The organism is Caulobacter sp. GW822-FHT01G02, assembly GCF_058802865.1.
In genome coordinates, this window is record NZ_JBXAON010000002.1 from 662,510 (window position 1) to 686,027 (window position 23,518).

Here is a 23,518-nt window from a genome sequence, read left to right on the forward strand (position 1 = left end):
TGAGCCGAAACCGGACGATCGCGGCGGCTTGTCTTCGCGGCGTGAAATGCTTCCATGGCGTGCATGGAACCGCACATCGTCCGACTCGGCGCGTCCCGAAATGAGGCGGACGCTCTCGCCGACCTCCACACGCGCAGCCGCCAGATCGCCTATCGCGGCCTCTATGGCGACGCCTATCTGGACCACGCGCTGTTCGACGTCTCGCGGGCTGTCTGGCGCGCCCGGTTCGAGACCTTCGATCCGGCGACCGACCTGATCCTGGCGGCCATGGGGGGCGGCGAACCGGTCGGTCTGGCCTACGCCTCGTTCCGACTGAACCCGGCGGTGGGCGCTCTGCTCGACAATCTGCACGTCGCGCCCGAGCGCAAGGGCGGCGGCCTGGGCACGGCCCTGCTGGCCGAGGTGGCGCGGTGGCTGATCGAGGACCACGCCGGCGCGCCGCTGCACCTGGAGGTCTACGCCCCCAATCAAGCCGCGCTCGGGTTCTACATCCGCAAGGGCGGCGTGGAGACGGCCCGCTATCGCGAGACCGCCCCCGGCGGCCGGGAGGTCGATGTCGTGCGCTATCGCTGGGCCAAGCCTGGGGATCTGCTGGACTAGCGCTCGAGTTCGGTGGCCATGGCCGAGGCCAGGGCGCCCAGCTGATCGGGCGCGACGCGGTCGGTCTTCAGTTTGTAGAGGCCGCGAAGATAGGCCTGGTCCGAGGCCGTCATGCGCTTGGGTCCGCCGGGCTCGGCGAACAGGTTGAGGATCGAGGCCTGGTCGGGCTGGGTGGCGTCGGGGCGAATATCGGCCAGGGCGACCAGGCTGACATAGTCGGCCAGGGCAGCGATCTCGACGCCATCGACCTTGCGGGCGTCCACCACCACCAGACTGTAGTGCAGCCGGCTCGCGACCGGTTGGATGATGTGGCTATCCACGGCGCGTACGTTGAGAACGCCGCTGTTGTCGCCCGACACGACGCCGCCGGGCGCGATGTCGCCATAGGCCGGGATCTCGCCGGTGTAACTGAGCCAGCGCACGGGATTGGTGTTGGCCTTGAACCGGTCGATGCGGGGTATCGAGACCATGTCGTAGCGGATCTTACCGCGCTGGCGCGCCTGCTGTAGCATGGCCTCCGGCTCACGCGAGAACAGGATCAGCAGGTTGGGATAACACTTCCTGGCCTCGAACCTCAGGCCGACATCGCCCGCCACCTGGCGCAGCCGCGAGCGTACGTAGCCGTTCACATCCTTGGCGGCGCCGGCCACGACCGGACAAAGCTCCGGCCCACGCCGACTAACCCTGCCGTCCGACAGCCGGGTCGCCGCGCGGACATAGTTCATGGTTCGGGCGCGGTTGGCGGCCTTGACCACCAGGGGATCGGAGACCAGCGGCGGAACATCCTGCGCCGACGCCGACATCGGAACCATCGCGGCCAGGACCACGCCGGCAAACCAGGATCGCATCGCGCATCCCCCTCTAAGACGCGAAAAGGGAAACACAACCTCTGACTGAGGGCAAGCGTATTGCGCAGCTGAAACGTAAGCGGCGGGCGACCGCTTCCGGATCGCCCGCCGCTCGCCCCCGTGGAAGCGGCCGTCGACGGCGCCAACGGCCGCCGCCGGCCTTCCACTGTCCTCTAGAACGGGATTTCGTCGTCCAGGTCGGCCGAGAAGCTCTCGCGCGGGCCACTGGGTTGGCTGCGCTGGCCGCCGCCCGAATAGCCGCCGCCATACTCGTCACCGCCGCCGCCGCCAGACGAGGCGCCGGCGCTGTCGCCGCGACCGCCCAGCATGGTCAGTTCGCCGCGGAACTTCTGCAGCACGATCTCGGTCGAGTACTTTTCGGCGCCGGTGTTGTCGGTCCACTTGCGGGTCTGGATCGCGCCCTCGATATAGACCGTCGAGCCCTTGCGCAGGTACTGCTCGGCGACCTTCACCAGGTTGTCGTTGAAGATCACGACGCGGTGCCACTCGGTCTTTTCCTTGCGCTCGCCGCTGGTGCGGTCACGCCAGGTCTCGGAGGTGGCGATGCGGAGATTGGCGACGCGGTCGCCCGAACCGAGGCTGCGGATCTCGGGATCGGCCCCGAGGTTGCCCACCAGAATGACCTTGTTGACGCTGCCAGCCATCGCTCGCCCTTGTTCTCGCCCGGCGACCCTCGCGCCGGAATCTGAGGCGAGACGTTAACGAGAGCTTACGACGTGCGCAAGTTTTGTTCTTGTAACGTTCTTGTGGACGGGGAAGACGGCTGTGGACGGACGGACCGTCCTCGCCTTGGCGCCGAACGCTACTGGCTGGGCTCGCGACGGATGGCGCCCGGCACGGCCAGGCGGCCATCGCCAGTGCGGACCAGCGACATGAAGCGCGGACCTTCATAGGTCTGGCCGACGTAGATGCCTTCCTTCTCGAGGAAGATGAACGAGCCTTGGTAGGCGCCGACCATGCCCGCGCTGTTGGACTGACCCATGCGCACGAAACGCATGCGCACGCCTTCCAGGGTGGCGGCGCACTCTTCCATCTGCGGCACGTTCCGGGCCACCGGATTATAGCGCAGCGTGCCGTCCTTGTTGGTCGCCACCTGGAAGCAGACGCCCGTCTCGAACGGCGCCTTGGTCTGCTTCTCGCAACCCGCGAGCGCGAGACTGGAAACGGCCAGAACGGCGGCGACGGCGAGGACGGTCTTGCTCATGGATTACACCTATAAACCTATCAGCCGTTCGGGATAGAGCAGTTCGGGCCCTGGTCGAACGCGGTGTGGAAGCTGCGGTTGTCCGACGAGATCTCGACTCGGCCCGGCACCAGACGCAGCGTTTCCTCGCCCCAGCGGCCGTAGGTGGCGCCGCCAGTCTTCTCGCAGCGGCCGCCGAACAGCTGCTGGGCGCAAGCGTTCAGGGTGATCTCGCCGGGCAGGCGCCGCCATTCGTTGCCGGCGTAGCGCCAGCAGGCGCCGAGCGGTGTGTTGGCCGCGGTATTGGCCGACGAGGCCGGCGTCGTCGCGGGCGTCGTCGGGGTCACGGCGGGCGCGGAGACGGTCGGGGTCGGCGGCAGCGGGGTCAGAACCGTGCCGGCCTGATCGGCGGCGGCCAGGGCGCCCGTCTCATCGACGCCGACATCCAGGGCGCCGGTGGCCACGCCGTTCTTCTTGGCGCATTCGGCCAGGGTGATCTCGCCGACGAAGGCGCCGCCCACGAAACAGCGCAGCGGACGCGCGGGATCCAGCTTGCTGTCGTCGTCACGTCCCGTCTCGACGATCAGACCGCCCCGCGATGCCGGCGGAGCCTCGTCCGGTTTCTTGTCGTGGCCCGACATCAGGGCCACGGCGATGCCCAGGCCCGCCAGCAGCGCGAGCGCGCCACCGCCAGCGAAGATGAGGGTTCGGCGATCTTTCAGAAAGTCCATGACCCCTGGCTACGACGCGTCGATGACGCTTTCAAGCTCGACGGGCCAGAATATGAGACCTAGCTACCGCCCGTCAGACGGTTGAGGGCCGCCTGGTAGTTGGCCAGCTGGCTGGTCAGATAGGCCGGAACCTTGCCATCGGTCTTGCCCGCGCTTTTCGAGCTGTCGCTCTTGACGCCCATGGCCGTGTCGGCGATCTCGCGATAGGCGCTGCGGACCGACGACATCGCCCGCTGGATGACCATGGAGGCGTTCTTACGCCCGGCGTCCGAGGTCAGGTCCAGTTCGGGCGGCAGGCTGAGACCATAGACCGGACCACTGCCGTCGGCCGAGACGGTCTTGCCGTCGTCGGTCTTGGTGGCGCGCACGACGCCGCCGGTCAGGCCCAGGGCCGTCAGCACATCGGCGCCGCCCTTTCCCGCCACGATCTCGATCGTCGAGGTGCTGGAGGCGGGGCTGATCTTCAGAACACGGCTGTTGCCGCTGGTGGCGGTCTCGACCTTGGCGCGGTAGCCCGAGGCGCGCTTGATCTTGTCCGCCAGGGTCTCGAGCGTGTCCTTGGCCTCGATGGTGATCGTGGCCAGGTTCCCGCGCTCGCGGGTGCGGATCTGGAAGGTGTCGCCGGCCCGAGCCGCGGTCGCCGAGACAATGCGGTCGGACTGGGTGTAGTTCATGGCGCCGGCCGGCAGGCCCAGGGCGTCCAGCGACGAGGCGCCGGTCTTGGCCACCGCCACCGAGGTCGGCGTCGCATAGCCGTCCTTGCCCGTCAGGCGCTGGCTCCAGTCGACATTGCCCGTGCCGACATTGACCTGGGCGACGTAGCCGTCCTTGGTCCCGACCGTCCCCTGACCGTCCAGGTTCGCTCCAGCCGAGCCGACCAGCCAGGCCGTGCCGTTCGAGACGTCGAAGCCGGCGACCGTGTCGTCGCCCGTGCCGCCGTAATAGGTCAGCGCATCGCTGCCATTGTTCGAGAGATCCAGCGACATGCGGCCGACGAAAGCGTCCATGCCGCCCGACGGCGCGGTCGTCGCGCCATTGATCGACATCAGAGTGTTGGCCGTCGAGCCGCCGACATACAGTTGGCCGCCGTCGATCTTCAGCCCCACCAGATCGCCGCCCTTCAGGGAGCCCAGGTCGCGCTTGGCGCCGGCCGTGACGGTGGCGGTCTTGGTGTAGGTGACGGGTACGGTCTGATAGGCGCCGTACTGATCCAGCTTTTTGACGTTCTCGGTCACGACATTGGGCGAGACGTCGAAGCTGCGCAGCGTCGCCGAACCGTTCTCCTTGGAACCGACGATGACCTGCGAGCCGTTGACGACGATGTCAGAGACGCTGTCGTTCTCGGTCGTGCCGAACTTCTGGGTGAACAGCGCCTGGGGCTTGCCGGCGCTGTCGGTGGCGAAGGCCGTCAGATAGGCGTCATAGCCGCCGCTGGGGTCCGCGCCGACCGCGCCGGGCAGGTCCGACTTGCTGCGGCCGCCGACATAAAGAACGCCGTCCGAGCCGAACGCCAGGGCGGTGGCCTCGTCTTCCTGCAGGCCGCCGCGGCGCACCGTCCACTGCTCGTCGCCCTTGGAGTCGTAGCGGGTGACGAAGCTGTCGCTGGTCTTCCCGGTGTCGCCACTGTTGATCGGACCGTTGACCGCGCCGTTCAGACGGCCGGTGACCGAGCCGGCCACGGCGACGCTGCCGTCGTCGCCGACGGCCAGCGACAGGCCGTTGGCCTCGTCGGTCGCGCCCAGGGTGCGGGCGTACAGCAGTTGGCCGGCGCTGTCGTACTTCAGCAGCGCGACATCGCTATCGCCCTTGATCGGCTGACCGTTCAGGTCGAGCTTGCCGTCCACCGCCGTGTCGACATCGGCCAGCATGTAGACCGAGCCGTCCGCGCCGGTCACCGACTTGCGGACGCTGTTGATCGTGCCCTGCAGGGTCTCGGTGAACACCTTGCCGCCCGGCGCGCCGGCGTTGGCGCCGCCACCGGTCCCAGCCGCGCTGTACTTGGTCAGGGTGTTTTCGTACTTGGCGTCGTCGGTCTTCGAATTCTTGTCCGGATCCGGATCACCGGCCTTTGTCGTGACATAGACCGCCGGCGCGGCCGTCGGGGCGCTGAAGGTCATCTGCTCGGCGATGTCGCCGTTGATCTTCAGGGCGAAGTTATCGCCGGTGGCCGGAAGGGTCACGGGCTTGCCGCCGACCTGGACCGTCTGCGCCTGGCCCGCCGTGCGCTGCACCGAGAAGCTGGTGTTCAGCCCGGCCGCCTTCATCTTGCCGTTCATGTAGCTGACGACATTGGACATGGTCCGGGGCGTTGAGCCCATCTCGGACAAGTCCATGGTGATGTTGGAGGTGACGCCGAAGCTCTTGACGGCGACGCCGAACGAGACGTCGCCCTTGAAGCGCGGCACCTCGTCGTCGGCTTGGCCGGTATAGAGCTTGTCGGTCGTGTACGTGGTGGTGTTCTTCGGAACGCCGACCGTGGCCTTGTCGCTGGTCATCACCGCGCCGGTGGTCAGGCGCATCTGATCCAGCGACAACCCTTGGACGTAGCCGGTGACCTCGCCCAGGCCGCGCGTCAGGGCGGTCTGCAAGCGCTTGATCTCGCCGTCGGTCTGCCCCTTCTGCCCGGCCTGGGTGATCAGGGCCGACATGGTGCTGAGCGCCTGGTACGAGGCGAACAGCTTCTTGTAGTCGGGGCTCACGCCCTTGAGGCTAGAGGCGCTGGCGCCCTCGTCCACGAACTTGCGGCCATTCAGGGCCGAGCGGACCTGTTCGCTGGCCACGGGCGCGTTGCCCAGCCAGGGCGCATTCGGCACGACGGCCTTCTTGCCGCCAGACGCCGTCGTGGTCGACGTTCCAGACGCAGTTGCTCCCGTCACGCCCGCGCGGGCCTGATAGTAGTTGAGCAGGAGGCTGGAATCGAAGCTGATCACGACCTGTTCCAATCAGGGCGCGAAGCACCCCTGAGTTACCCTTGCCAGACGTTCGCTGACGACTCCTTAACGATTAGCCTTAAGCGGCGATAAGGTTGGCGTCGGACAGCGCCCGGCGGGCGCCCTCGCGCAGCTCCGCCCACTCCGAGGCCAGGATGCCCAGCAGCACGACGTCGCGCGCCTCGCCGCCCTTCAGCACGTGACCGCGCAGATAGCCCTCGCGGCGGAAACCGGCGGCGGACTGGGCCTTCAGGGCCGCGTCGTTATCGGCCATGACCTCGGCGAAAACCTTGTGCAGGCCCAGCTCGCCGAAGGCCCGGTCCAGGCCCAGCACCTGGGCGGCGCGGCCGACGCCCCTGCCCCGCGCCTCGGCCGAACCGAGGAACCAGTGCAGACTGGCGCGGCGGTGATGGCTGCTCAGACCCGACAGGGTGATCAGCCCCATGGGCGCGCCGGCCCGGGTGATCATCCAGCCGCGCAGATCGGGATCGGTTCGCAGCGCGTCGAACCACGCCGCGTGAGCCTCGCGGCTCGGCAGCTCGGCGTCGGACATCCAGCGGTCGACCTCCGGTTCGGAGCGCCACTGAAAGAGGATCGCCTCATCCTCGTCCCGTAAGTCGCGAAGTTCGATCATGCCCGCCGCCGAATCCCCGGTTCGCCTCGCGGAACCTTAGCTCGCCGATGCGACAGGACCTAGGAGCCTTTGAGACGTCGCCGCGCCTCGCAGGCTTACCCGCCCTTGAACAGCGACAGGATGATCTGCGGCGCGCTGTTGGCGATCGACAGCGCCTGGGCGCCCAGCTGCTGCTTGACCTGCAAGGCTTGCAAGCGGGCGCTTTCCTTGGCGAGGTCGGCGTCGACCAGATTGCCCACGCCCGTCTCCAGCACGTCGCTCAGCTTGCCCACGAAGCTGTTGTGGGCGTCGATCTGCTTGGCCTGCGTGCCGATGTTGCCGACCGCCTGATTGATCGCGGTCATCGACGCTTCCAGGCGCTGGAACACCGCGTCGGCGTTGGCCGGGGTCAGGATATCGTCGGTCGTCGTCAGGGTGTTGATCGTGCCGCCCAGCGACAGGTTCTGCAGCGACAGCGTGATGGCCTGAGCCGCGTCGGCGTCGGCCAAGAACTGCATGTCGGCGGCCTGGCTGCCGTCCAAGAGGTTGGCGCCGTCGAACACGGCGCTCTTGACGACCTGGTCCAGATTCTTGAGCAGCCCCTGGAAGTCGGCGTTCAGCGAGGTCCGCGAGGACGTGGTCAGCGAGGTGTCCTTGGCGGCCACCACCTTCTCGCGCAACAGCTTCAGCAGGTCCGAGATCGAATCGCCGGCGGCCAGGGCCACGTCGGCGATCGAGGTCGCGCGATCCAGGCTCATCTTGACGGCGCTGAGCGCGCTCATGTCGCCGCGCTGCTCCTGCGCGATCGACCAGACCGCCGCATTGTCCTTGGCGGTCGAGATGGCTTCACCCGTGTTGATGCGAGTCTGCACCGCCTGCATGTCGTCGTTAGTGCGGTTCAGGTTCTGCAGCGCGATCAGCGCGGGCTGGTTCGTGTTGACGCTCAACGTCATGCGCGGCCTCCGATCGGCTATTTTGCCGTTTGGTTGCGATCGCGCGCGATTCGGCGAGCGATCTGGTCGCCGCCGAACTTGGGGTCAGAAAGTAAGATTATGGTTAACGCTTATAAACCATGTCTGTTTACGCCCGCGGCCCACTGTCGCACCCGCCATGCGGTCGGGCGGTTCGCTCAGGCCTGGCCGTCGAAGACGTCGCCCGACGCGTAGGTGGTTTCCTCGCGCAGCTTCAGAATCTGCTCGCGCGGAAATTGCTGCAGCGTCTCGCCCGTCCGACGATCCACGGTCTTGTAGACATACTCACCGGAGTCGCCGTCCTGCTCGATCACCAGGCGCAGGTCGCCAGGCTGCGGGCCGGCCTCGACCGGCGGAGCCGGCTGGTGCTCGATCGGCTGGGCGGCCGGCGCCGAAACGACGTTCGCGCCCTCGGACAGGTCCGGGGCGTTCGTGGCGGGAGCGGTTGAGGCGACGAAGTCTCTGATCGCCGACAATGCGGCCTTGGGTTCCATTTCCTATTTACCGGCGCTTGCGGACCGGCCCTCCTCTCTTGCTTCTCTCCTTGCTCATCGATCCCCGAAAAGGCGGAGGCGGGCCAAGCGGGCCCGCCTCCGCTCCGCATTCCTTAACGGAACAGGCTCAGGATCGACGACGAGGACTGGTTGGCGATCGACAGCGCCTGCACACCCAGCTGTTGCTTGGTTTGCAGCGACTGCAGCTTGGCGCTTTCCTTGGCCAGGTCGGCGTCCACCAGGTTGCCGACGCCGGCGTCCAGGCTGTCTTGCAGCTTGCCGATGAAGGTCAGGTGGGTGTCGAGGCCGACAGAGCTGGTGCCCAGCGAGGCCAGCTTGTTGGTGGCCGTGCCGATGGCCTTGTCGATGTCGCTGATCATCGACTTGGCGGACGAGGCCGAACTGAAGGCCGGGGTAGCGGTGGTCAGGCCGAGACCGGCCAGACCCAGGGTCTGGGCCTTCACGGTAAAGCCCGTGCCGTCCGAATTGGCCAGGAAGGTCATGTTCGTGACCTTGCCGTCGGCCAGGCTGGCGCCGTTGAACTTGGCGTTGTCGGCGGCCTTCTGGACCTGTTCGCGCAGCGAGGTGAAGTCCGACAACAGGGCATTGAACGAAGCGGTGTTCAGCGAGGTGTCGGAAGCGGCCAGGGCCTTTTCCTTCATCTTGCTGAGCAGGTCGGTGATGGTGTCGCCGGCCGCCAGGGCCACGTCGATCGTCGACTGGCCGCGCTGCAGCGAGTCCTTCACCGAGTTCAGGGACGACGAGGTCGCGTTCTGAATCTTGGACATGGCCCAGATGGCGCCGTTGTCCTTGGCGTTACCGACCTTTTTGCCGGTGTTGATGCGTTGCTGGACGACGCCCAGTTCGCTGTTGGTGGTGTTGAGGTTTTGCAGGGCGATCAGAGCGCCAGCGTTCGTATTGATGCTATTCAGCGGCATACGAGTAGGTTCCTTTTCAAGGTATCCGACGCCATTTTGGCTGCCGGGAGCGTTTTGCTCGAAAAGGTCTGTAGCAATTGCCGGGCCATTCTTGCCCAGCGGCAAGGCCCTTCTAAACCTCTGAAATCATTGCGTTATACATCCATTAACGACGAAGGCTCCCGGCAATTTCTGCCGGGAGCCTTTCGCCATGGGCAATTATTGCCGGGCACAATATGCGCACCCGGCGGAAAAGAGGCGCCGGACGGCTTTTGACGGCCGTCCGGCGTATCGGGCTCACCCCTTGAACAGCGACAGGATCGTCTGCGGGCTCTGATTGGCGATCGAGAGCGCTTGGACGCCCAGTTGCTGCTTGGTTTGCAGCGACTGCAGCTTGGCGCTTTCCTTCGCCAGGTCCGCGTCGACGAGGTTGCCCACGCCGGCGTCCAGGCTGTCCTGCAGCTTGCCCACGAAGGTCAGGTGAGTATCCAGACCGACCGAGGACGTGCCCAGGGAAGACAGTTTGTTCGTCGCCGTTTGCAACGCCTTCGACATGACATCGATCATCGACTTGGCCGTCGATGCCGAGGTGAAGGTGTCGCTACCGGCCACCAGACCAAGACCCACAAGACCCAGGTTTTGCGCCTGGACCGTGAAGTTGCCCCCGTCCGCGTTGGCCAGGAAGCTGATCTGGGCCGTCGTGCCGTCCGCCAGACTGACGCCATTGAACTTCGCGTTTGCCGCGGCCTTTTCGATTTGGCCACGGAGCGTCTCGAAGTCCGACTTCAGCGAGTTGAACGAGGCGGTGTTCAGCGAAGTGTCGGAAGCGGCCAGGGCCTTTTCCTTCATCTTCGTGAGCAGATCGGTGATGGTGTCGCCTGCCGCGAGAGCAACATCGATCGTCGACTGACCGCGCTGGAGCGAATCCTTCACGGCGTTCAACGAACTCGAGCTCGCGCTTTGCATCTTGGCCATCGACCAGATCGCGCCATTGTCCTTGGCGGTTCCAACCTTCTTGCCGGTGTTGATACGGCTCTGGGTAGTGGCGAGCTCCGTGTTGGTTGCGTTCAGGTTTTGGAGCGCAAGAAGGGCGCTCGGGTTCGTGTTGATCGAGTTCAGCATTTGATACCTACCGTTTTGGTGGGATTTGCCCGGCGTATTGCCGGTCGGGCGTTTTGCCCCGCGCGAACCATCGCAAGCGGCGGGCCAACCGAACCGAGGTCGGGGCCAATCCGTAAACTATTGATTTTGATGAAGTAATTTTGACTTCAAGGCAAAAACGAAACCGCCCGGCGAATGCAGGATTCGCCGGGCGGCAGGTTTTTCCGAAGCAGGTAGGCAAGACGTTCAGTCTTGCGAAAACCGAAGAATCAGGCAGCGTCGGCCCGGGCGGACAGCCCCTGCATCATCATGCGGTTGATCTCGATCAGGGGTTCGAAGTCCTCCTCCTTGCGCATCACGGCGCTGGAGTGACGACCGACCCAGAGGCTCAGCGAAATGATGCTGGCCCGAAGCTCTTTGGGCAGTTGGTTTTCAGGCAAGGAACAGTCGGTCGCCAAGGCCGACCAGACCTTGCGATTCCAGTCCAATGCGTCGATCCGCGTGGCAATGTCGTCCGCCGGGGCCCGCGACGCGTCCATGAGGGCGCGCGTCACCTGACCGAACAGGCGGTACTCCATTTCACGGGGATTCTCAGCCCGCGTCGCCGCCTGCTGATAGGCCCGAAGAGACATGCCCCAACCTCTCGTCTTCGTATTCAATCAACTTACGGCTCAACATCAGAGCCTTGTAGTACTCGCGCGCCATAACGTGCTTCGAAATGGCGATGCAGTCCTGCAGAACCACAGGATTGCGTACAACTCCCATGAATTCGTTAAGGCGGCCCGCGAAGTCCTCGAAGAACTTCTCGGCTGCGGCCTCGTCAAGGTACATCATCATCACCGGAAAATAGATCCGACGCGCGGGCGTCGTGACCTGTTCCGGCTGCATGATGTCCTTCTCGCGGAGGACGGAGGCCTTGTTCTGGAGCACCAGAACTCCGCGCCGATCCCCATTCTGGACCACGGCGCCGTTGAGAACGAATTTTTCGCCGGGCTTCAGCGACAGCTTCAAAGGCACTAAGGCCGCTCCTTCGTTGACGCCACTTCGCCCGGTTCCGTCATGACGACGGGTTGGACGCGAAGCTAGGCGAACATCTGTTAACGCCGTCTTGCCGCAATTCAGGCCGCCTTGCGACCGTAAGACGCGGCTTAGGACTCAATTAAGCATAGCCCCCCAAAACATGGTTAATAACAAAGTCCCCAGATCGGTCCGCCATGTCCAACAAAAGCGTCCTCGAAGCGTCCGATAGCGCCGCCAGCCAGGCCGATATCGGCGCCCTTCCCTTCCAGCCCGGCCAGATCGTGAAGGCCATGGGCGATTCGGCCTCGGCCGACTCCCTGGAACGGCTGAAGCAGGCGGCGCAGGACCTCAAGAGCACCGAGAACGCCAAGGCCGTTAGGACGGCGATCCTGGCGGTGCACGCGCAGGACTACGCCAAGGCCGAGAAGATCGCCCTGAAGCTGCTCAAGAAAGACGATCAGTTCGGCCTGGCGTGGCACATCCTGGCCATCTCGCGCGAGAAGCAAGGCGACTTCGCCTCTTCACTCAAGTGCTACGAGGCCGCGCTCGCCCTGCTGACCGACCACAGCGCGGTCGCCGGCGACCTCGGACGCCTGGCGTTCCGCCTGAACATGGTCGACTTCGCGGCCAAGTTCTTCGCGCACTACCGCCTGGCCCGGCCCAATGACATCGAAGCCGCCAACAACCTGGCCTGCGCCCTGCGCGAAATGAACCGCGAAACCGAAGCGATCGATGTGCTGAAGGTCGCTCTGGCCATCCACCCCCAGGCCGCCGGCCTCTGGAACACCCTGGGCACGGTGCTCTGCAACATGGGCGACCCTGGCGGCTCGATCGTCTTCTTCGACGAGGCCCTGCGCCTGGCCCCCACACACAGCAAGGCGCTCCACAACCGCGCCTACGCCAAGGCCGATCTCGGCGACATCGAAGGCGCCCTGATCGACAGCGAGGCCGGGATGCGGGAAACTCAGGACCCCGCCGATGCGACGGTCATGCAATTCGCCCGCGCCACGCTCCTGCTGGCCCTGGGGCGGGTCGCCGAGGGCTGGGAAGCGTACGAGACCCGCTTCTCGCCGGAAATCTCCGAGGCCCCGCTGTTCCACATCCCCGCTACCCGCTGGGCGGGCGAGGACCTCAAGGGCAAGACCTTGATGGTCGTCGCCGAGCAGGGCCTGGGCGACGAGGTCATGCTCTCCAACATGCTGCCGGACATCCTCGATATGCTGGGGCCGGACGGCAAGATGACCCTGGTGGTCGAGCGCCGCCTGAAGCCGCTGTTCGAGCGCACCTATCCGGGCATCGAGGTCAGCGCCCACCGGACCATGAAGTACGAGGGCCGTGTCTATCGCACCGCGCCGGACATCGAGCATTGGGAGCGCTTCGACTGCTGGGCGGCGCTGGGCGATTTCCTGCGCACCCAGCGCAACTCGGTCGAGGCCTTCCCGAACCGCAAATCGTTCCTGACGCCCGATCCGGAGCGGGTCGCCTACTGGAAGGCCGAGCTCGACAAGCTGGGTCCTGAACCCAAGGTCGGCCTGCTATGGAAGAGCCTGAGCCTGAAAGGCGACCGGGCCCGGCAATTCTCGCCGTTCCAACTGTGGGAGCCGGTGCTCAAGACGCCGGGCGTCACGTTCATCAACCTGCAGTACGGCGACTGCGAGGAGGAGATCGCCCTGGCCAAGGACCAGTTCGGCGTCGAGATCTGGCGGCCGCCGGGCCTGGACCTGAAGATGGACCTGGACGACCTGACCGCCCTGTGCGCCGCGGTCGACCTGATCATCGGTTTCTCCAACGCCACCACCAACCTGGCGGGCGCGGCGGGCGCGCCGATCTGGATGCTGACCGCGCCTTCGGTGTGGACCAAGCTCGGGACCGACGCCTATCCCTGGTATCCTCAGGCGCGCGTCTTTTCGCCGCCCGAGCTCGGCCAATGGGCTCCCGTGATGGCCGAGGTCGCCCAGGCCCTGCGCGACAAGGTCGCCGGCTAGGCCATGGTGCTCGCCATCCTGCAAGCGCGCATGTCCTCGACACGCCTGCCCGGCAAGGTGCTGGCGCCGGTGGCCGGGGCGCCGATGATCCTGCGCCAGATCGAGCGCCTGCGCCGCGCCCGCGAGCTGCAGCGCATCGTGGTGGCGACCTCGATCCGGGCTGACGACGATCCCCTCGTCGAGGTTCTGGCGGCGGCTGGCGTTCCCGTCCATCGCGGCGACCTGGACGACGTGCTGGGCCGCTTCGTCGGCGCCCTGGACGCCTTTGGCCCGGCGCGAACCGTGGTCCGCCTGACCGCCGACTGCCCGTTGGCCGATCCCGGGGTGATCGACGCCACCATCGCGCGGTTCGAGGACAGCGGCGCGGACTACGCCTCCAATGTCGCCGAGCCACGCACGTTCCCGAAGGGGCTGGATGTCGAGGTGATGACGGCCGCCGCCCTGCGCCGCGCCGCCGCCGAGACCAGCGATCCCCACGATCGCGAGCATGTGACCCCCTATCTCTATCGCAACCCCGACCACTTCCGTCTGGCCAGCTATGCCCAGGCGGCCGACGAGGGCGCGGTGCGCTGGACCGTCGATCGGCCCGACGACCTGGAATTCGTCCGCGCGGTCTATGACGCCCTCTATGCCGACGATCCGGACTTCACCTCCGACGCCGTCCGCGCCCTGGTCCGCGGCCGTCCGGATCTGGCCATGCTGGGAGGCGACCGTCGTGCCTGACGTCGTTCTGCGGCGGGTCGAAGAAGGCGATCGCGACCGATTGTTGGCCTGGCGAAACAGCCCGCAGGTCGCGGCCTTCATGTATTCCGACCATCTGATCGCGCGCGAGGAGCATGATCGCTGGTTCGACACCCTGGTCGGCCATCCGCGCCGACGCGACTGGGTCGTCCTGCTGGAGGGCGCTCCCGTGGGCCTGACCAGCCTGGTCGATATCGATTCGGGCCAGGGCCGCGGCGCCATAGCCCGATACCTGGCCGAGGAGCGCGCGCGGGGCCTGGGCGTCGGCGGTTTCACCGAGTTCAAGGTCGCAGACCACGCCTTCCAGGTCCTGGGCCTGCGCAAGCTGTGGTCCGAAGTGCTGGCCACCAACGAGGCCGCCCTCGCCTCCCACCTCTCGAGCGGCTTCCAGCGCGAGGCCTTGTTCCGCGCCCATGTCGTCAAGCAGGGCCGACCGACCGACGTCGTCGGCCTGGGCCTTCTGGCCGAGGACTGGCGCGATCATCGGCCGCGCCTTCGCGCCCGGCTGGTCGCCAAGGGCTTCGCCGAAGCCGCGCTCGACGCGCCGCTCTGACCGGCTTCCCGCCACGGGCACTTGCCAAGCGCGTAAGCGCCGGTAGTTTGATCAGTTCGTTTTGAACAACTGTTCGAACCGGCTGGCGGAGATGGGCATGAGCGAGCGTTTCGAGGGTACTTCCGACTACGTGGCGACCGACGACCTGAAGGTCGCGGTGAACGCCTCGGTCGCTCTGGAGCGCCCCCTTCTGATCAAGGGCGAGCCCGGCACGGGCAAGACGGTGCTGGCCTACGAGGTCGCCAAGGCCCTCAACGCCCCGCTGATCACCTGGCACATCAAGTCGACGACCAAGGCCCAGCAAGGCCTCTACGAGTACGACGCCGTCACCCGTCTGCGCGACAGCCAACTGGGCGACGAGCGCGTCAAGGACGTCAAGAACTACATCAAGAGGGGCAAACTCTGGGAGGCGTTCGAGAGCGAGCAGCGCCCGGTGCTGCTGATCGACGAGATCGACAAGGCCGACATCGAGTTCCCCAACGACCTCCTGCAGGAACTCGATCGCAACGAATTCTACGTCTACGAGACCAACGAGACGATCAAGGCCAAGGTCCGGCCGATCATCATCATCACCTCCAACAATGAGAAGGAGCTGCCGGACGCGTTCCTGCGCCGCTGCTTCTTCCACTACATCCGCTTTCCCGAGGAAGCGACGATGCAGGCCATCGTCGACGTCCACTTCCCGGGCATCAAGCAGAAGCTCGTGTCCGAGGCGCTGCGCATCTTCTACGACATGCGCAAGGTGCCGGGCCTGAAGAAGAAGCCGTCGACCTCGGAGCTGCTGGACTGGCTGAAGCTGCTGCTGGTCGAGGACATCGATGATCAGGTCCTGCGCGAGAAGGACCCGACCAAGCTGATCCCGCCCCTGCACGGCGCCCTGCTCAAGAACGAACAGGACGTGCACCTGTTCGAACGCCTGGCCTTCCTGGCCCGCCGCGAGGGTTCTGGGGCTCGTCCGGGCCAATAGGTCTGCGACCAATTGGTCGTTACTTGGATTTCACTGGACGCGCGCCCGGCGCGCGCCCAACTTCCCGCCAAATCAGGGAAGATCGACAATCCATGCGCTATTCCAAATCGCGGGCGAAATGGCTGGCCACGGCGCTGATGATCGGCGTCGGCGCGACTGCCCTCACCGCCTGCCAGCGCGCCGAGACCAGCAAGACCGAGCACGCCGAGCGCAAGCTGGGCCGACGCGAGCCGATCCGGCTCATCGACCGCCTCGACTGCCCCGACAAGCAAGGTGAATTGAAACTGGTCTCCAAGGCCGACGACGGCCAGTCCTGCGCCTATGTCTCGGACAGGGCCACTGTCGACCTGCGCCTAGTCAAGCTGAACGGCGGAGACGCGGAGGCCGCCCTTGCGCCGATCGAGACCGAACTGAAGGGGATCATGCCCCTGCCCCCAGCCCCGCCCAAGCCGCCAGAACACAAGGGCATGGGAAAGAACCACACCAGCATCAACTTGCCAGGCGTGAAGATCGACGCCAGCGACAGCGGCGCCGATATCCGCATCGGCCACCTGACCATCAACAGCGACGGCGGCGCCGCCGAGGTGAAGGTCAACAAGAACGTCAATTTCAGGGGCGACGACGGCAACGGCTCGGTCAACGTCCAGGCCGAGGACGAGCACGAGGGCGACGTCACCATCAAGGCCAATGACCACGGGGCGGAAATCCGCGCCAAGAAGGGCGGCAACGACTCCGTGCGCTCGACCCTGATCCTGGCCAACGACAAGGCGCCCAAGGGCTATCGCCTGGCCGGCTACGAGGCGCGCGGCCCCAAGGGCGGCCCGCTGGCCGTCGCCGTCGTCAAGGCCAAGACCCGCGACACCGACGACCACGACCTGTTCAAGGACATGAAGGCCCTGGTCCGCCACAATGTAGGGGGCTGAGGCCTCCTACTGCGCTACGGGCGCGACCTCCATCACCTTGTAGGTCAGCGGACGACCGTCCTCGTCGGTGACTGTGACGTACTCGCCCAGGGCGAAGCGGTGTTCGCCCAAGCGGTGCAGCGGCTCGTCGTCGGAGCTCTCCTGGTCGTCATAGTCGAAGAACCAGCGGGCCCCGCGCCTATTCAGGCGGCCGTCCACCGCGTCCTCGTCAGGTGCGAAGCGGCGCACGCTGCAGGACCCCTTGACCTTGGCGTAGGCCCCTTCGTCGATGTGACCATCCTCGGTCAGCGGCGCGGTCAGGGCGTAGCCGCGATGGTCGTCGCCACCGGCGAATTCCGTGCCCGGATTGCGGGCAAGGCGCAGTACGATGCGGGATAGAGACATTCGAGGTCTCCCTTCTTTTTGAGTTTCAGTTGTTTAGTGAGACAGAAACAAGGACGGCCCGTCGCTGTTGAGCAGCGTACGGGTGGTGCCCCCGAATATGAACTCCTGCAGCCTGGGATGTCCGAACGCGCCGGCGACCAGGAGGTTCGCTCCAACGTCCTTGGCCGCGCCCAGCAGCAGGCCGGCCGCGTCGTTGGCGCCCTCCAGGATCTTGACGGTCGCCTTGACGCCGCGGGCGCCCAGGAACTCGACCAGACGGTCCAGTTCGAAGGCCCGCGACGAGGCGTTCGGCGCGCCGGCGACGATCACCGAACCAGCCTTCTGCAACAGCGGCAGGGCCGTGCGCACGGCGCGGCTGGCCTCCTTGCCGCCGTCCCAGGCGACCAGCGCCACGCCGTCGACCTTGAAGCCCGGACGGGCGACCAGGGTCGGGCGCTGCTCGTCGGCGACCAGTTGCTGGAACGCTTCCGCCAGCGGGCCCTTGCCGCGCGCCGAGGCGTCATCGAACACGATGACATCCGACAGGCGGCCTTCCATGGCTAGGCCGGCCCAGACCGGAGACTCCAGGCTGATCACCCGCGTGCGCGGATAGCCGGTCTCGGCCGCCAGCTTGCCACAGGCGCGCGCGCCTTCCTGGGCGGCTTCCTTCAGGCTCTCGAGAGCCGTGACCTGCACCCCGCCCATGAACCCCTCGCCCATCCAGGGCATCAGGTCGGCCATGTCGGCCGGGGCGTGGACGCAGGCCAGTTCGGCCTGGAACGCGCCCGCCAGGGCCGCGGCGGAGGTCAATACGCCCTTGTCGTTCGGGGTCCCGGCCAGCGGGACCATGATTCTCGCCCAACTCATGATCGAACTCCCTTCAAGGGCATTTCCACAGATGACGACGACGGCCACATTGATCTTTCGCAACCGATGGGTCAGTCAACCACCTTCACCGTGAGGAACGATCTCGTGGCCAAAGGGCTGCATAGGGGCGGACCGCCCCGTGCCTGGCAAAGAATGCTTTCCGGACGTCGGCTCGACCTGCTCGATCCGTCGCCGATGGACATCGAGATCGAGGACATCGCCCACGGCCTTGCCCGCGTCGCCCGATGGAACGGCCAGACGGTCGGCGACCACGGCTTCTCGGTGGCCCAGCACAGCCTGGTGGTCGAGGAAATCGCCGCGCACATCAAGCCTGACCTGGAGCCGCGCTGGCGCCTGGCCGCCCTGCTGCACGACGCCAGCGAATATGTGATCGGCGATATGATCAGTCCGTTCAAGGCGGCGCTGGGCGTCAGCTACAAGGATTTCGAGGCCCGATTGGAGGACGCGATCCACATCCGCTTCGGCTTGCCGGTGAAGACCCCCGCCCCGATCAAGAAACTGATCAAGCAGGCCGACCGAGCCTGCGCCTTCTTCGAGGCCACCCAGTTGGCGGGCTTCGAGCATGCGGAGTCCATGGCGATCTTCGGCGCGCCGCCGGCCGGCTATGATCTGAAGATCACGCCGCAACCGCCGTTCGAGGCCCAGGCCCGCTACGTTCAGCGCTTTCACGTGCTGTCGCGGGCGGCGGGCTTCGAGAGCGCCCCAGGCGCGGCGTTCGAAACGGAATGAGCACCTCGGTCGTCATCGGCCTTTCGGCGGTGGTCGTCGCGATCCGCGACGGCGAGGCCGTGGTCCTGACCGTGCGACCGCACGATGCGATCACCGATATCGCTTCGCCGCTCGCGGGCCTGCCGTTCGGCCCGTTCGATCCCGAGGCGCACCGCACCTTCGAGTTGGGCCTGCGGGCCTTCGTGACCGCCCAGACCCGGTTCCAGCTGGGCTATGTCGAGCAACTTTACACCTTCGGCGACAAGGGCCGCGACGCCCCGCGCGCCGAGGTCGGGGCCGGCGCGGCGCGCGTGGTCTCGGTCGGTTATCTGGGCCTGACGCCCAAGGCCGTCGACACCGACGCCCCCGACACCGCCTGGGCCCCCTGGACGCGCTTCTTCCCCTGGGAAGACTGGCGCAACGGCCGTCCCGCCCTGCTTGACGAGGCCATCGCCCCAGCCCTTAGACGCTGGGCCGCGGATGACGCCGGACGGTGGTCCCGCGCTCGCCTGGCCTTCGCCCTGGACGGCGCGCCGTGGAACGAGGAACGGGTGCTGGAGCGCTACGAGCTGCTCTACGAAGCCGGTCTGGCGCCGGAAGCCGCCCGCGACGTCGCCCGCGCCGACGGCCACGACCCGGCCGAGCCCCAAGCTCTGTCAGCGGCCCTGGGCGAGCCGATGATCTCGGATCACCGGCGGATCCTGGCCACCGGCCTCTCGCGCCTGCGCGGCAAGATCAAGTATCGCCCGGTGGTGTTCGAACTGACGCCCGAGGAGTTCACCCTCTCGACTCTGCAGCGCACGGTCGAGGCCATCGCCGGCGTGCCGCTGCACAAGCAGAACTTCCGCCGGGTGGTCGAGCGCGAGGAGTTGGTCGAGGGCCTGGGCCGCCTGGACGCCGAGACCGGCGGTCGCCCGGCCGAGCTGTTCCGCTTCCGCCGCGAGATGCTGGCCACCCGCCAGGCGACGGGCCTGTCGCTGCCGCTGTTGCGGGACTGAAGACCGCTTCGAGAAGCAGGACAAGGTCGACGGCCAGGAACGCGCATGCGCCTGCAGCCCACTCAGGGCTGCAATCTTGCTGTAATAAGCCGGGTTCAGCGTCGGTCCGACTTCATTATCGCGGGATGAGCGACATGCGGTTTGGACTATTGATGCTGACCTGCGCCGGCGTCGCGATCGCGACCAGCGCCCTCGCCCAGACCCGGCGTTTCGAGGTGACCGTGGCGCCCGCTCACAAGACGTCAGGCTATGAGAAACTGCGCGTCGAGAAGGCGACCGTCGGCAGCACGCCGATCCGGGTGTGGGCCAACACCGCCATCGATCCGGACTGCTCGGCCCACCAGCCCGGCGCGACCCTGACCGTCCTGCAACCGCCGGAGCACGGCGCGGCCGTGGTCAAGGAAGAGCCCTACTTCGCCGCCTTCCCCCCGGCCAATCCACGCTCGGCCTGCAACAACCGCAAGGTTCCCGGCAATCAGGCCTTCTACACCGCCGCCGCAGGATATACCGGCCACGACAGGATGGTGTTGCAAGGATCCTCGCCGGACGGCGCGGTGCGTCAGATCGCGGTCGACATCACCGTCCGCTAGACTCGTCCCCAGCCTCAACTCGCGCCCGCCACTTGGCCTTCAGCGTGTGGGAGGTGTCGCGCGAACCGTCGGGGCTCCAGCCGGGCGGGCCGAACACATAACCGAGCGCCTCGCGTGGCGATTTCGAACCCGCCACGTCCTTGCCGATGCCGATCCACTCGTGGAAGACGTTGTGCAACAGGTTGAAGTTGCCGAGGTTTTTCACCGTGCCATAACGGCAGGGCTCCTCGTCGATCTCGGGGACGAAGGTGCCGAACAGGCGGTCCCAGATGATCAGGATGCCGGCGTAGTTGGCGTCCAGGTAGCGGGCGTTGCGGGCGTGGTGCACGCGGTGGTGCGAGGGCGTGTTGAACACCGCCTCAAACCAACGCGGCATGCGCTTGATCGCCTCGGTGTGGATCCAGAACTGGTAGACGAGGCTGACGCCCTTCTGGATGGCCACCATGGCCGGAGGAAAGCCCAGGAACGACAGCGGCAGCCACAGCAGCCAGGTGCCGGCGACGCCGCCGGTCCAGGTCTGCCGCAGAGCGGTCGACAAGTTGTAGTGCGTCGAGGTGTGGTGGTTGACGTGGCTGGCCCACCAGACGCGCCGCTCATGCGACAGGCGGTGGAACCAGTAGTAGGTCAGGTCCTCGAGCAGGAAGACAGCGACCCAGGCCCAGACGGCGGTCATCGGGATCGTGAAGATCCGGTGATGCCAGACCCAGACCGTCGTGGCGAACACCACCCCGCCGAACAGCAGGCCGGCCACGGTGCTGCCCAAGCCCATGGTCAGCGACACGGCCGTGTCACGCGTCTCGTAGTTGGCTTTCGCCTTGCCGAGGCGGCCGACCAGGATCTCCAGGATGATGGCCAGCACGAAGAACGGGATGGCCAACTGGACGGGATCGAAAGGGGCTTTCAGCATCAGGCGAGCTCCTTCGGCGGCCAGGCGTCGTCATTGACGGCGAACACGGGATGGGCGTCGCCCAGGCGCAGGGCCAGGCGACCGTTCGTCGGCTTCAGGCCGGCGATCGCGCGCCACGGCAGGTCGCGCGCGACATAGCTGTCGCCTCGCCGGTAGAGCACCAGCGCCAGATCGCCCTCGCGCGCAATGATCCCCGCGCCGTCGGCGGCGATCCAGACAGCGTCTGGCTTGTGATCGGGAAATTCGAGCGCCACCAAGGCGCGGGCGGCCTCGGCATCAAGCGGCGGGGTCGCTCTCGCCACCCCCATCCATGCCGCGAACGCCACAAGCAGAGCCACGGCGGCTATCGAGCCGCCCAGCTGAATCAACAGCGCCTTGTCCAAGACCGACGCATCCCCCCGTAACTTATTACCGTTCAGATTGCCGAGCGAGGCCCGTCCGTCAAGTCGTCACGGGGTCGCGGAAACGCGAACGGCGCGCCCCGCGAGAGGCGCGCCGTCCTTAAAGTCACGAGGGCAGCTCGGTCTTAGAAGCGGCGGACGTAGCCCACCGACATCGTGTTCGAGCTCAGATCGCTCTTGGTATATTCAGACTTGGTCCAGTCGGCGCGTAGACCGTTCTTGTCGTCGAACTTGTATTCGGCGCCGACGCCATAGTTCCAGCTGTCGTGGCTGCCGTCGAAGTTCGCGGCGGCCGGATTGTTGGTCTTGAACTTGGTCGTACCGTAGCCGGCGCGGGCCAGCAGATCGAGGTTCGGGGTCACCGGCAGGTAACCGACGGCGTAGCCCGCGACCTGGTGCTCCATCTTCACGCTGGCCGGACCGCCCGGCGTATAGACCGTATCGCCGTCGACGCCGCCGGCCGCCTCGGCCTCGACACCGAAATTGGGCGTAAGCTTGGCGCCCACACGCCCTTGAATAGCGCCGGTGTCAGCGCCGCGCGTCCGAGTTTGGCCATAGTTCAACGAACCATAGACCTCGGTCGAATTCTGAGCTTGGGCAAACATCGGGATCGCTAGAACCGAACCGGCGATCAGGGTGGCGGTGATGAGAGTCTTCATTCTTGTACTCCAATTCTACTCGTAGTCTTCAGCACCCTCAGCCAGCTCTTGCTAATCGGATAACGCGGCGGGCATGCGGCGGTTCACGGTCGCGTTCGAGGCCATTCCGTGTCGTGACCTAAAAGCCGCAGTTGATGACGCCCGCGCCATCCGTGCTATCTACGAGTCAAACAAGCGTCAGAACGCGGACCCGCCCCACCAAGGACGAGGTCCGCGCATCATCGGGACCGTCGTCTTGCCGCAAGCCGTCATCGCCGCCACGGGGCTGTACACCCCGCCCTTTTCCATTTCGAACGCCGAGCTGGTCGAGGCCTTCAACACCTTCGTCGAGCGCTTCAACGCCGCCAACGCCGAGGCCATCGCGGCCGGCGAGGTGGTCGCCCTGGCCCCGTCCTCGCCCGAATTCATCGAGAAGGCCTCGGGCATCAAGTCGCGCTTCGTGATGAACAAGTCGGGCATCGTCGATCCCGAGATCATGCGCCCGGTCATTCCCGAGCGTCCGAATGAGGCGCTGTCGATCCTGGCCGAGATGGCGGTCGAGGCGGCCAAGCAGGCGATCGAGCGCTGGGGCAAGCCGGTCAGCGAGATCGGCGCGGTGATCTGCGCCGCCTCGAACATGCAGCGCCCCTACCCGGCCATGGCCATCGAGATCCAGCAGGCGCTGGGCATCGAGGGCTTCGCCTTTGACATGAACGTGGCGTGCTCGTCGGCCACCTTCGGCATCAAGACCGCCGCCGACTTCGTCACGACCGGCAGCGCGAAGGCCGTGCTGATGGTCAATCCGGAGATCTGCTCGGGCCACCTGAACTTCAAGGACCGCGACAGCCACTTCATCTTCGGCGACGTGGCCACGGCCGTGATCATCGAGGACGCCGGCCTGGCCAGCGACGGCTGGGATATCCTGGGCGCGCGGCTGAAGACCCAATTCTCCAACAACATCCGCAACAACTTCGGCTTCCTCAACCGCGCCGCCCCTGAAGGCGAAGGCGCGCGCGACAAGCTGTTCGTGCAGGAAGGCCGCAAGGTGTTCCGCGAGGTGGTGCCGATGGTCAGCCAGATGATTCTCGAGCACGCGACCGACCTCGGCATCGACCCCGCGGGGCTAAAGCGCCTCTGGCTCCATCAAGCCAATATCAACATGAACGAGATGATCGGTCGAAAAGTGCTGGGCCGCGATCCGGCCCCGGGCGAGAACGTCATCATCCTGGACGAATATGCCAACACCAGCTCGGCCGGTTCGATCATCGCCTTCCACCAGGCCAATGACGACTTCGCGGCGGGCGAGACGGGCCTGATCTGCAGCTTCGGCGCCGGCTATTCGGCCGGCACGGTGTTCGTGCGCAAGCGCTGAGCCCACACAGCCCGAACGGAATGGAGCCCCGCGCCCGGTGGCGCGGGGCTTTTTC

Annotated in this window: 27 protein-coding genes; 10 read left to right on the forward strand and 17 right to left on the reverse strand. The window is 66.2% G+C overall.

Annotated elements, in window-relative coordinates:
- The first annotated feature begins 54 nt into the window (after window positions 1-54).
- Window positions 55-600: a GNAT family N-acetyltransferase gene (locus tag AC1RNC_RS08620; RefSeq protein WP_492885344.1), complete on the forward strand. Its 546-nt coding sequence runs from the start codon at window positions 55-57 to the stop codon at window positions 598-600.
- Here the strand turns inward: AC1RNC_RS08620 and AC1RNC_RS08625 are convergent.
- The 12 genes from AC1RNC_RS08625 to flbT form a co-directional block, all read right to left on the reverse strand.
- A complete protein-coding gene (locus tag AC1RNC_RS08625; RefSeq protein WP_492885346.1) occupies window positions 597-1,448 on the reverse strand; it encodes a hypothetical protein in 852 nt (283 codons plus the stop codon). The two genes, AC1RNC_RS08620 and AC1RNC_RS08625, sit on opposite strands and share 4 nt — an antisense overlap.
- A 173-nt stretch (window positions 1,449-1,621) precedes the next feature.
- Window positions 1,622-2,113: a single-stranded DNA-binding protein gene (gene ssb / locus AC1RNC_RS08630; RefSeq protein ID WP_492885348.1), complete on the reverse strand. Its 492-nt coding sequence runs from the start codon at window positions 2,111-2,113 to the stop codon at window positions 1,622-1,624.
- A 158-nt stretch (window positions 2,114-2,271) separates the two neighbouring features.
- Window positions 2,272-2,673 carry a hypothetical protein gene (locus AC1RNC_RS08635; RefSeq protein ID WP_492885350.1) on the reverse strand — a complete coding sequence of 134 codons (402 nt, stop codon included), beginning with the start codon at window positions 2,671-2,673 and terminating at the stop codon, window positions 2,272-2,274.
- A 20-nt stretch (window positions 2,674-2,693) separates the two neighbouring features.
- Window positions 2,694-3,383 (reverse strand): hypothetical protein, encoded by a 690-nt coding sequence (locus AC1RNC_RS08640; protein WP_492885352.1) that lies wholly within the window; start codon window positions 3,381-3,383, stop codon window positions 2,694-2,696.
- A 59-nt stretch (window positions 3,384-3,442) separates the two neighbouring features.
- The gene (locus AC1RNC_RS08645) at window positions 3,443-6,313 is read right to left on the reverse strand and encodes a hypothetical protein (protein WP_492885354.1); all 2,871 of its coding nucleotides are present in this window, start codon (window positions 6,311-6,313) and stop codon (window positions 3,443-3,445) included.
- A 79-nt stretch (window positions 6,314-6,392) separates the two neighbouring features.
- Entirely contained in the window at window positions 6,393-6,947 is a 555-nt protein-coding gene (pseH, locus tag AC1RNC_RS08650) for a UDP-4-amino-4,6-dideoxy-N-acetyl-beta-L-altrosamine N-acetyltransferase (protein WP_492839291.1), read from the reverse strand.
- A 95-nt stretch (window positions 6,948-7,042) separates the two neighbouring features.
- On the reverse strand, window positions 7,043-7,879 hold the full coding sequence (locus AC1RNC_RS08655) for a flagellin N-terminal helical domain-containing protein (protein WP_492839292.1): 837 nt from the start codon (window positions 7,877-7,879) through the stop codon (window positions 7,043-7,045).
- A 176-nt stretch (window positions 7,880-8,055) separates the two neighbouring features.
- Window positions 8,056-8,391 (reverse strand): hypothetical protein, encoded by a 336-nt coding sequence (locus tag AC1RNC_RS08660; protein WP_492885357.1) that lies wholly within the window; start codon window positions 8,389-8,391, stop codon window positions 8,056-8,058.
- 113 nt (window positions 8,392-8,504) lie between these two features.
- Entirely contained in the window at window positions 8,505-9,329 is an 825-nt protein-coding gene (locus AC1RNC_RS08665; RefSeq protein WP_492885359.1) for a flagellin, read from the reverse strand.
- 276 nt (window positions 9,330-9,605) lie between these two features.
- Window positions 9,606-10,430 (reverse strand): flagellin, encoded by an 825-nt coding sequence (locus AC1RNC_RS08670; RefSeq protein WP_372955682.1) that lies wholly within the window; start codon window positions 10,428-10,430, stop codon window positions 9,606-9,608.
- A 248-nt stretch (window positions 10,431-10,678) separates the two neighbouring features.
- Window positions 10,679-11,041, reverse strand: coding sequence for a flagellar biosynthesis regulator FlaF (gene flaF / locus AC1RNC_RS08675; protein ID WP_492839296.1), 363 nt, complete (start codon window positions 11,039-11,041; stop codon window positions 10,679-10,681).
- The gene (gene flbT, locus AC1RNC_RS08680) at window positions 11,001-11,426 is read right to left on the reverse strand and encodes a flagellar biosynthesis repressor FlbT (RefSeq protein ID WP_492839297.1); all 426 of its coding nucleotides are present in this window, start codon (window positions 11,424-11,426) and stop codon (window positions 11,001-11,003) included. Before flbT ends, flaF begins: the two co-directional genes overlap by 41 nt.
- 197 nt (window positions 11,427-11,623) lie before the next feature.
- Between flbT and AC1RNC_RS08685 the strand changes: the two genes are divergently transcribed.
- From AC1RNC_RS08685 to AC1RNC_RS08705, 5 genes are all read left to right on the forward strand, one after another.
- Entirely contained in the window at window positions 11,624-13,414 is a 1,791-nt protein-coding gene (locus AC1RNC_RS08685) for a tetratricopeptide repeat protein (protein ID WP_492885362.1), read from the forward strand.
- 3 nt (window positions 13,415-13,417) lie between these two features.
- Window positions 13,418-14,137 (forward strand): cytidylyltransferase domain-containing protein, encoded by a 720-nt coding sequence (locus AC1RNC_RS08690; protein WP_492885364.1) that lies wholly within the window; start codon window positions 13,418-13,420, stop codon window positions 14,135-14,137.
- On the forward strand, window positions 14,130-14,708 hold the full coding sequence (gene pseH / locus AC1RNC_RS08695) for a UDP-4-amino-4,6-dideoxy-N-acetyl-beta-L-altrosamine N-acetyltransferase (protein WP_492885366.1): 579 nt from the start codon (window positions 14,130-14,132) through the stop codon (window positions 14,706-14,708). The genes AC1RNC_RS08690 and pseH (AC1RNC_RS08695) overlap by 8 nt, the downstream gene beginning before the upstream one ends.
- Before the next feature lie 97 nt (window positions 14,709-14,805).
- On the forward strand, window positions 14,806-15,675 hold the full coding sequence (locus AC1RNC_RS08700; protein ID WP_492885368.1) for an AAA family ATPase: 870 nt from the start codon (window positions 14,806-14,808) through the stop codon (window positions 15,673-15,675).
- Between the two features lie 92 nt (window positions 15,676-15,767).
- The gene (locus AC1RNC_RS08705) at window positions 15,768-16,598 is read left to right on the forward strand and encodes a hypothetical protein (RefSeq protein ID WP_492885370.1); all 831 of its coding nucleotides are present in this window, start codon (window positions 15,768-15,770) and stop codon (window positions 16,596-16,598) included.
- A 6-nt stretch (window positions 16,599-16,604) separates the two neighbouring features.
- Here AC1RNC_RS08705 and AC1RNC_RS08710 read toward each other — a convergent pair whose 3' ends face one another.
- Both AC1RNC_RS08710 and AC1RNC_RS08715 read right to left on the reverse strand, forming a co-directional pair.
- Window positions 16,605-16,982 carry a hypothetical protein gene (locus tag AC1RNC_RS08710; protein WP_492839303.1) on the reverse strand — a complete coding sequence of 126 codons (378 nt, stop codon included), beginning with the start codon at window positions 16,980-16,982 and terminating at the stop codon, window positions 16,605-16,607.
- 33 nt (window positions 16,983-17,015) lie between these two features.
- Window positions 17,016-17,828 (reverse strand): universal stress protein, encoded by an 813-nt coding sequence (locus tag AC1RNC_RS08715; RefSeq protein ID WP_492885372.1) that lies wholly within the window; start codon window positions 17,826-17,828, stop codon window positions 17,016-17,018.
- A gap of 105 nt (window positions 17,829-17,933) precedes the next feature.
- Between AC1RNC_RS08715 and AC1RNC_RS08720 the strand changes: the two genes are divergently transcribed.
- From AC1RNC_RS08720 to AC1RNC_RS08730, 3 genes are all read left to right on the forward strand, one after another.
- Entirely contained in the window at window positions 17,934-18,578 is a 645-nt protein-coding gene (locus AC1RNC_RS08720) for a YfbR-like 5'-deoxynucleotidase (protein ID WP_492885374.1), read from the forward strand.
- Window positions 18,575-19,555: an NUDIX hydrolase gene (locus AC1RNC_RS08725; RefSeq protein WP_492839306.1), complete on the forward strand. Its 981-nt coding sequence runs from the start codon at window positions 18,575-18,577 to the stop codon at window positions 19,553-19,555. The genes AC1RNC_RS08720 and AC1RNC_RS08725 overlap by 4 nt, the downstream gene beginning before the upstream one ends.
- A gap of 134 nt (window positions 19,556-19,689) precedes the next feature.
- Window positions 19,690-20,145 (forward strand): hypothetical protein, encoded by a 456-nt coding sequence (locus AC1RNC_RS08730; RefSeq protein WP_492885377.1) that lies wholly within the window; start codon window positions 19,690-19,692, stop codon window positions 20,143-20,145.
- On the opposite strand, the gene AC1RNC_RS08735 is transcribed toward AC1RNC_RS08730, so the two are convergent.
- From AC1RNC_RS08735 to AC1RNC_RS08745, 3 genes are all read right to left on the reverse strand, one after another.
- Window positions 20,132-21,052 carry a sterol desaturase family protein gene (locus AC1RNC_RS08735; RefSeq protein WP_492885379.1) on the reverse strand — a complete coding sequence of 307 codons (921 nt, stop codon included), beginning with the start codon at window positions 21,050-21,052 and terminating at the stop codon, window positions 20,132-20,134. The two genes, AC1RNC_RS08730 and AC1RNC_RS08735, sit on opposite strands and share 14 nt — an antisense overlap.
- Window positions 21,052-21,435: a hypothetical protein gene (locus tag AC1RNC_RS08740; RefSeq protein WP_492885381.1), complete on the reverse strand. Its 384-nt coding sequence runs from the start codon at window positions 21,433-21,435 to the stop codon at window positions 21,052-21,054. The genes AC1RNC_RS08735 and AC1RNC_RS08740 overlap by 1 nt, the downstream gene beginning before the upstream one ends.
- Window positions 21,436-21,578: 143 nt before the next feature.
- Window positions 21,579-22,112 carry a porin family protein gene (locus AC1RNC_RS08745; RefSeq protein WP_492885382.1) on the reverse strand — a complete coding sequence of 178 codons (534 nt, stop codon included), beginning with the start codon at window positions 22,110-22,112 and terminating at the stop codon, window positions 21,579-21,581.
- Between the two features lie 235 nt (window positions 22,113-22,347).
- Between AC1RNC_RS08745 and AC1RNC_RS08750 the strand changes: the two genes are divergently transcribed.
- Complete coding sequence (locus AC1RNC_RS08750) at window positions 22,348-23,463, forward strand: beta-ketoacyl-ACP synthase III (protein WP_492885383.1); 1,116 nt, start codon at window positions 22,348-22,350, stop codon at window positions 23,461-23,463.
- Window positions 23,464-23,518: the final 55 nt, after the last annotated feature.

Coding starts and splice junctions, on each gene's coding strand:
- AC1RNC_RS08620 (WP_492885344.1), top strand. CDS start 55: ATGGCGTGCATGGAACCGCACATCGTCCGACTCGGCGCGTCCCGAAAT.
- AC1RNC_RS08735 (WP_492885379.1), bottom strand. CDS start 21,052: ATGCTGAAAGCCCCTTTCGATCCCGTCCAGTTGGCCATCCCGTTCTTC.
- AC1RNC_RS08705 (WP_492885370.1), top strand. CDS start 15,768: ATGCGCTATTCCAAATCGCGGGCGAAATGGCTGGCCACGGCGCTGATG.
- AC1RNC_RS08700 (WP_492885368.1), top strand. CDS start 14,806: ATGAGCGAGCGTTTCGAGGGTACTTCCGACTACGTGGCGACCGACGAC.
- AC1RNC_RS08640 (WP_492885352.1), bottom strand. CDS start 3,383: ATGGACTTTCTGAAAGATCGCCGAACCCTCATCTTCGCTGGCGGTGGC.
- AC1RNC_RS08715 (WP_492885372.1), bottom strand. CDS start 17,828: ATGAGTTGGGCGAGAATCATGGTCCCGCTGGCCGGGACCCCGAACGAC.
- AC1RNC_RS08670 (WP_372955682.1), bottom strand. CDS start 10,430: ATGCTGAACTCGATCAACACGAACCCGAGCGCCCTTCTTGCGCTCCAA.
- AC1RNC_RS08660 (WP_492885357.1), bottom strand. CDS start 8,391: ATGGAACCCAAGGCCGCATTGTCGGCGATCAGAGACTTCGTCGCCTCA.
- AC1RNC_RS08685 (WP_492885362.1), top strand. CDS start 11,624: ATGTCCAACAAAAGCGTCCTCGAAGCGTCCGATAGCGCCGCCAGCCAG.
- AC1RNC_RS08665 (WP_492885359.1), bottom strand. CDS start 9,329: ATGCCGCTGAATAGCATCAATACGAACGCTGGCGCTCTGATCGCCCTG.
- AC1RNC_RS08655 (WP_492839292.1), bottom strand. CDS start 7,879: ATGACGTTGAGCGTCAACACGAACCAGCCCGCGCTGATCGCGCTGCAG.
- AC1RNC_RS08725 (WP_492839306.1), top strand. CDS start 18,575: ATGAGCACCTCGGTCGTCATCGGCCTTTCGGCGGTGGTCGTCGCGATC.
- AC1RNC_RS08635 (WP_492885350.1), bottom strand. CDS start 2,673: ATGAGCAAGACCGTCCTCGCCGTCGCCGCCGTTCTGGCCGTTTCCAGT.
- AC1RNC_RS08690 (WP_492885364.1), top strand. CDS start 13,418: ATGGTGCTCGCCATCCTGCAAGCGCGCATGTCCTCGACACGCCTGCCC.
- AC1RNC_RS08710 (WP_492839303.1), bottom strand. CDS start 16,982: ATGTCTCTATCCCGCATCGTACTGCGCCTTGCCCGCAATCCGGGCACG.
- pseH (WP_492839291.1), bottom strand. CDS start 6,947: ATGATCGAACTTCGCGACTTACGGGACGAGGATGAGGCGATCCTCTTT.
- flaF (WP_492839296.1), bottom strand. CDS start 11,041: ATGTCTCTTCGGGCCTATCAGCAGGCGGCGACGCGGGCTGAGAATCCC.
- AC1RNC_RS08625 (WP_492885346.1), bottom strand. CDS start 1,448: ATGCGATCCTGGTTTGCCGGCGTGGTCCTGGCCGCGATGGTTCCGATG.
- AC1RNC_RS08745 (WP_492885382.1), bottom strand. CDS start 22,112: ATGAAGACTCTCATCACCGCCACCCTGATCGCCGGTTCGGTTCTAGCG.
- ssb (WP_492885348.1), bottom strand. CDS start 2,113: ATGGCTGGCAGCGTCAACAAGGTCATTCTGGTGGGCAACCTCGGGGCC.
- AC1RNC_RS08730 (WP_492885377.1), top strand. CDS start 19,690: ATGCGGTTTGGACTATTGATGCTGACCTGCGCCGGCGTCGCGATCGCG.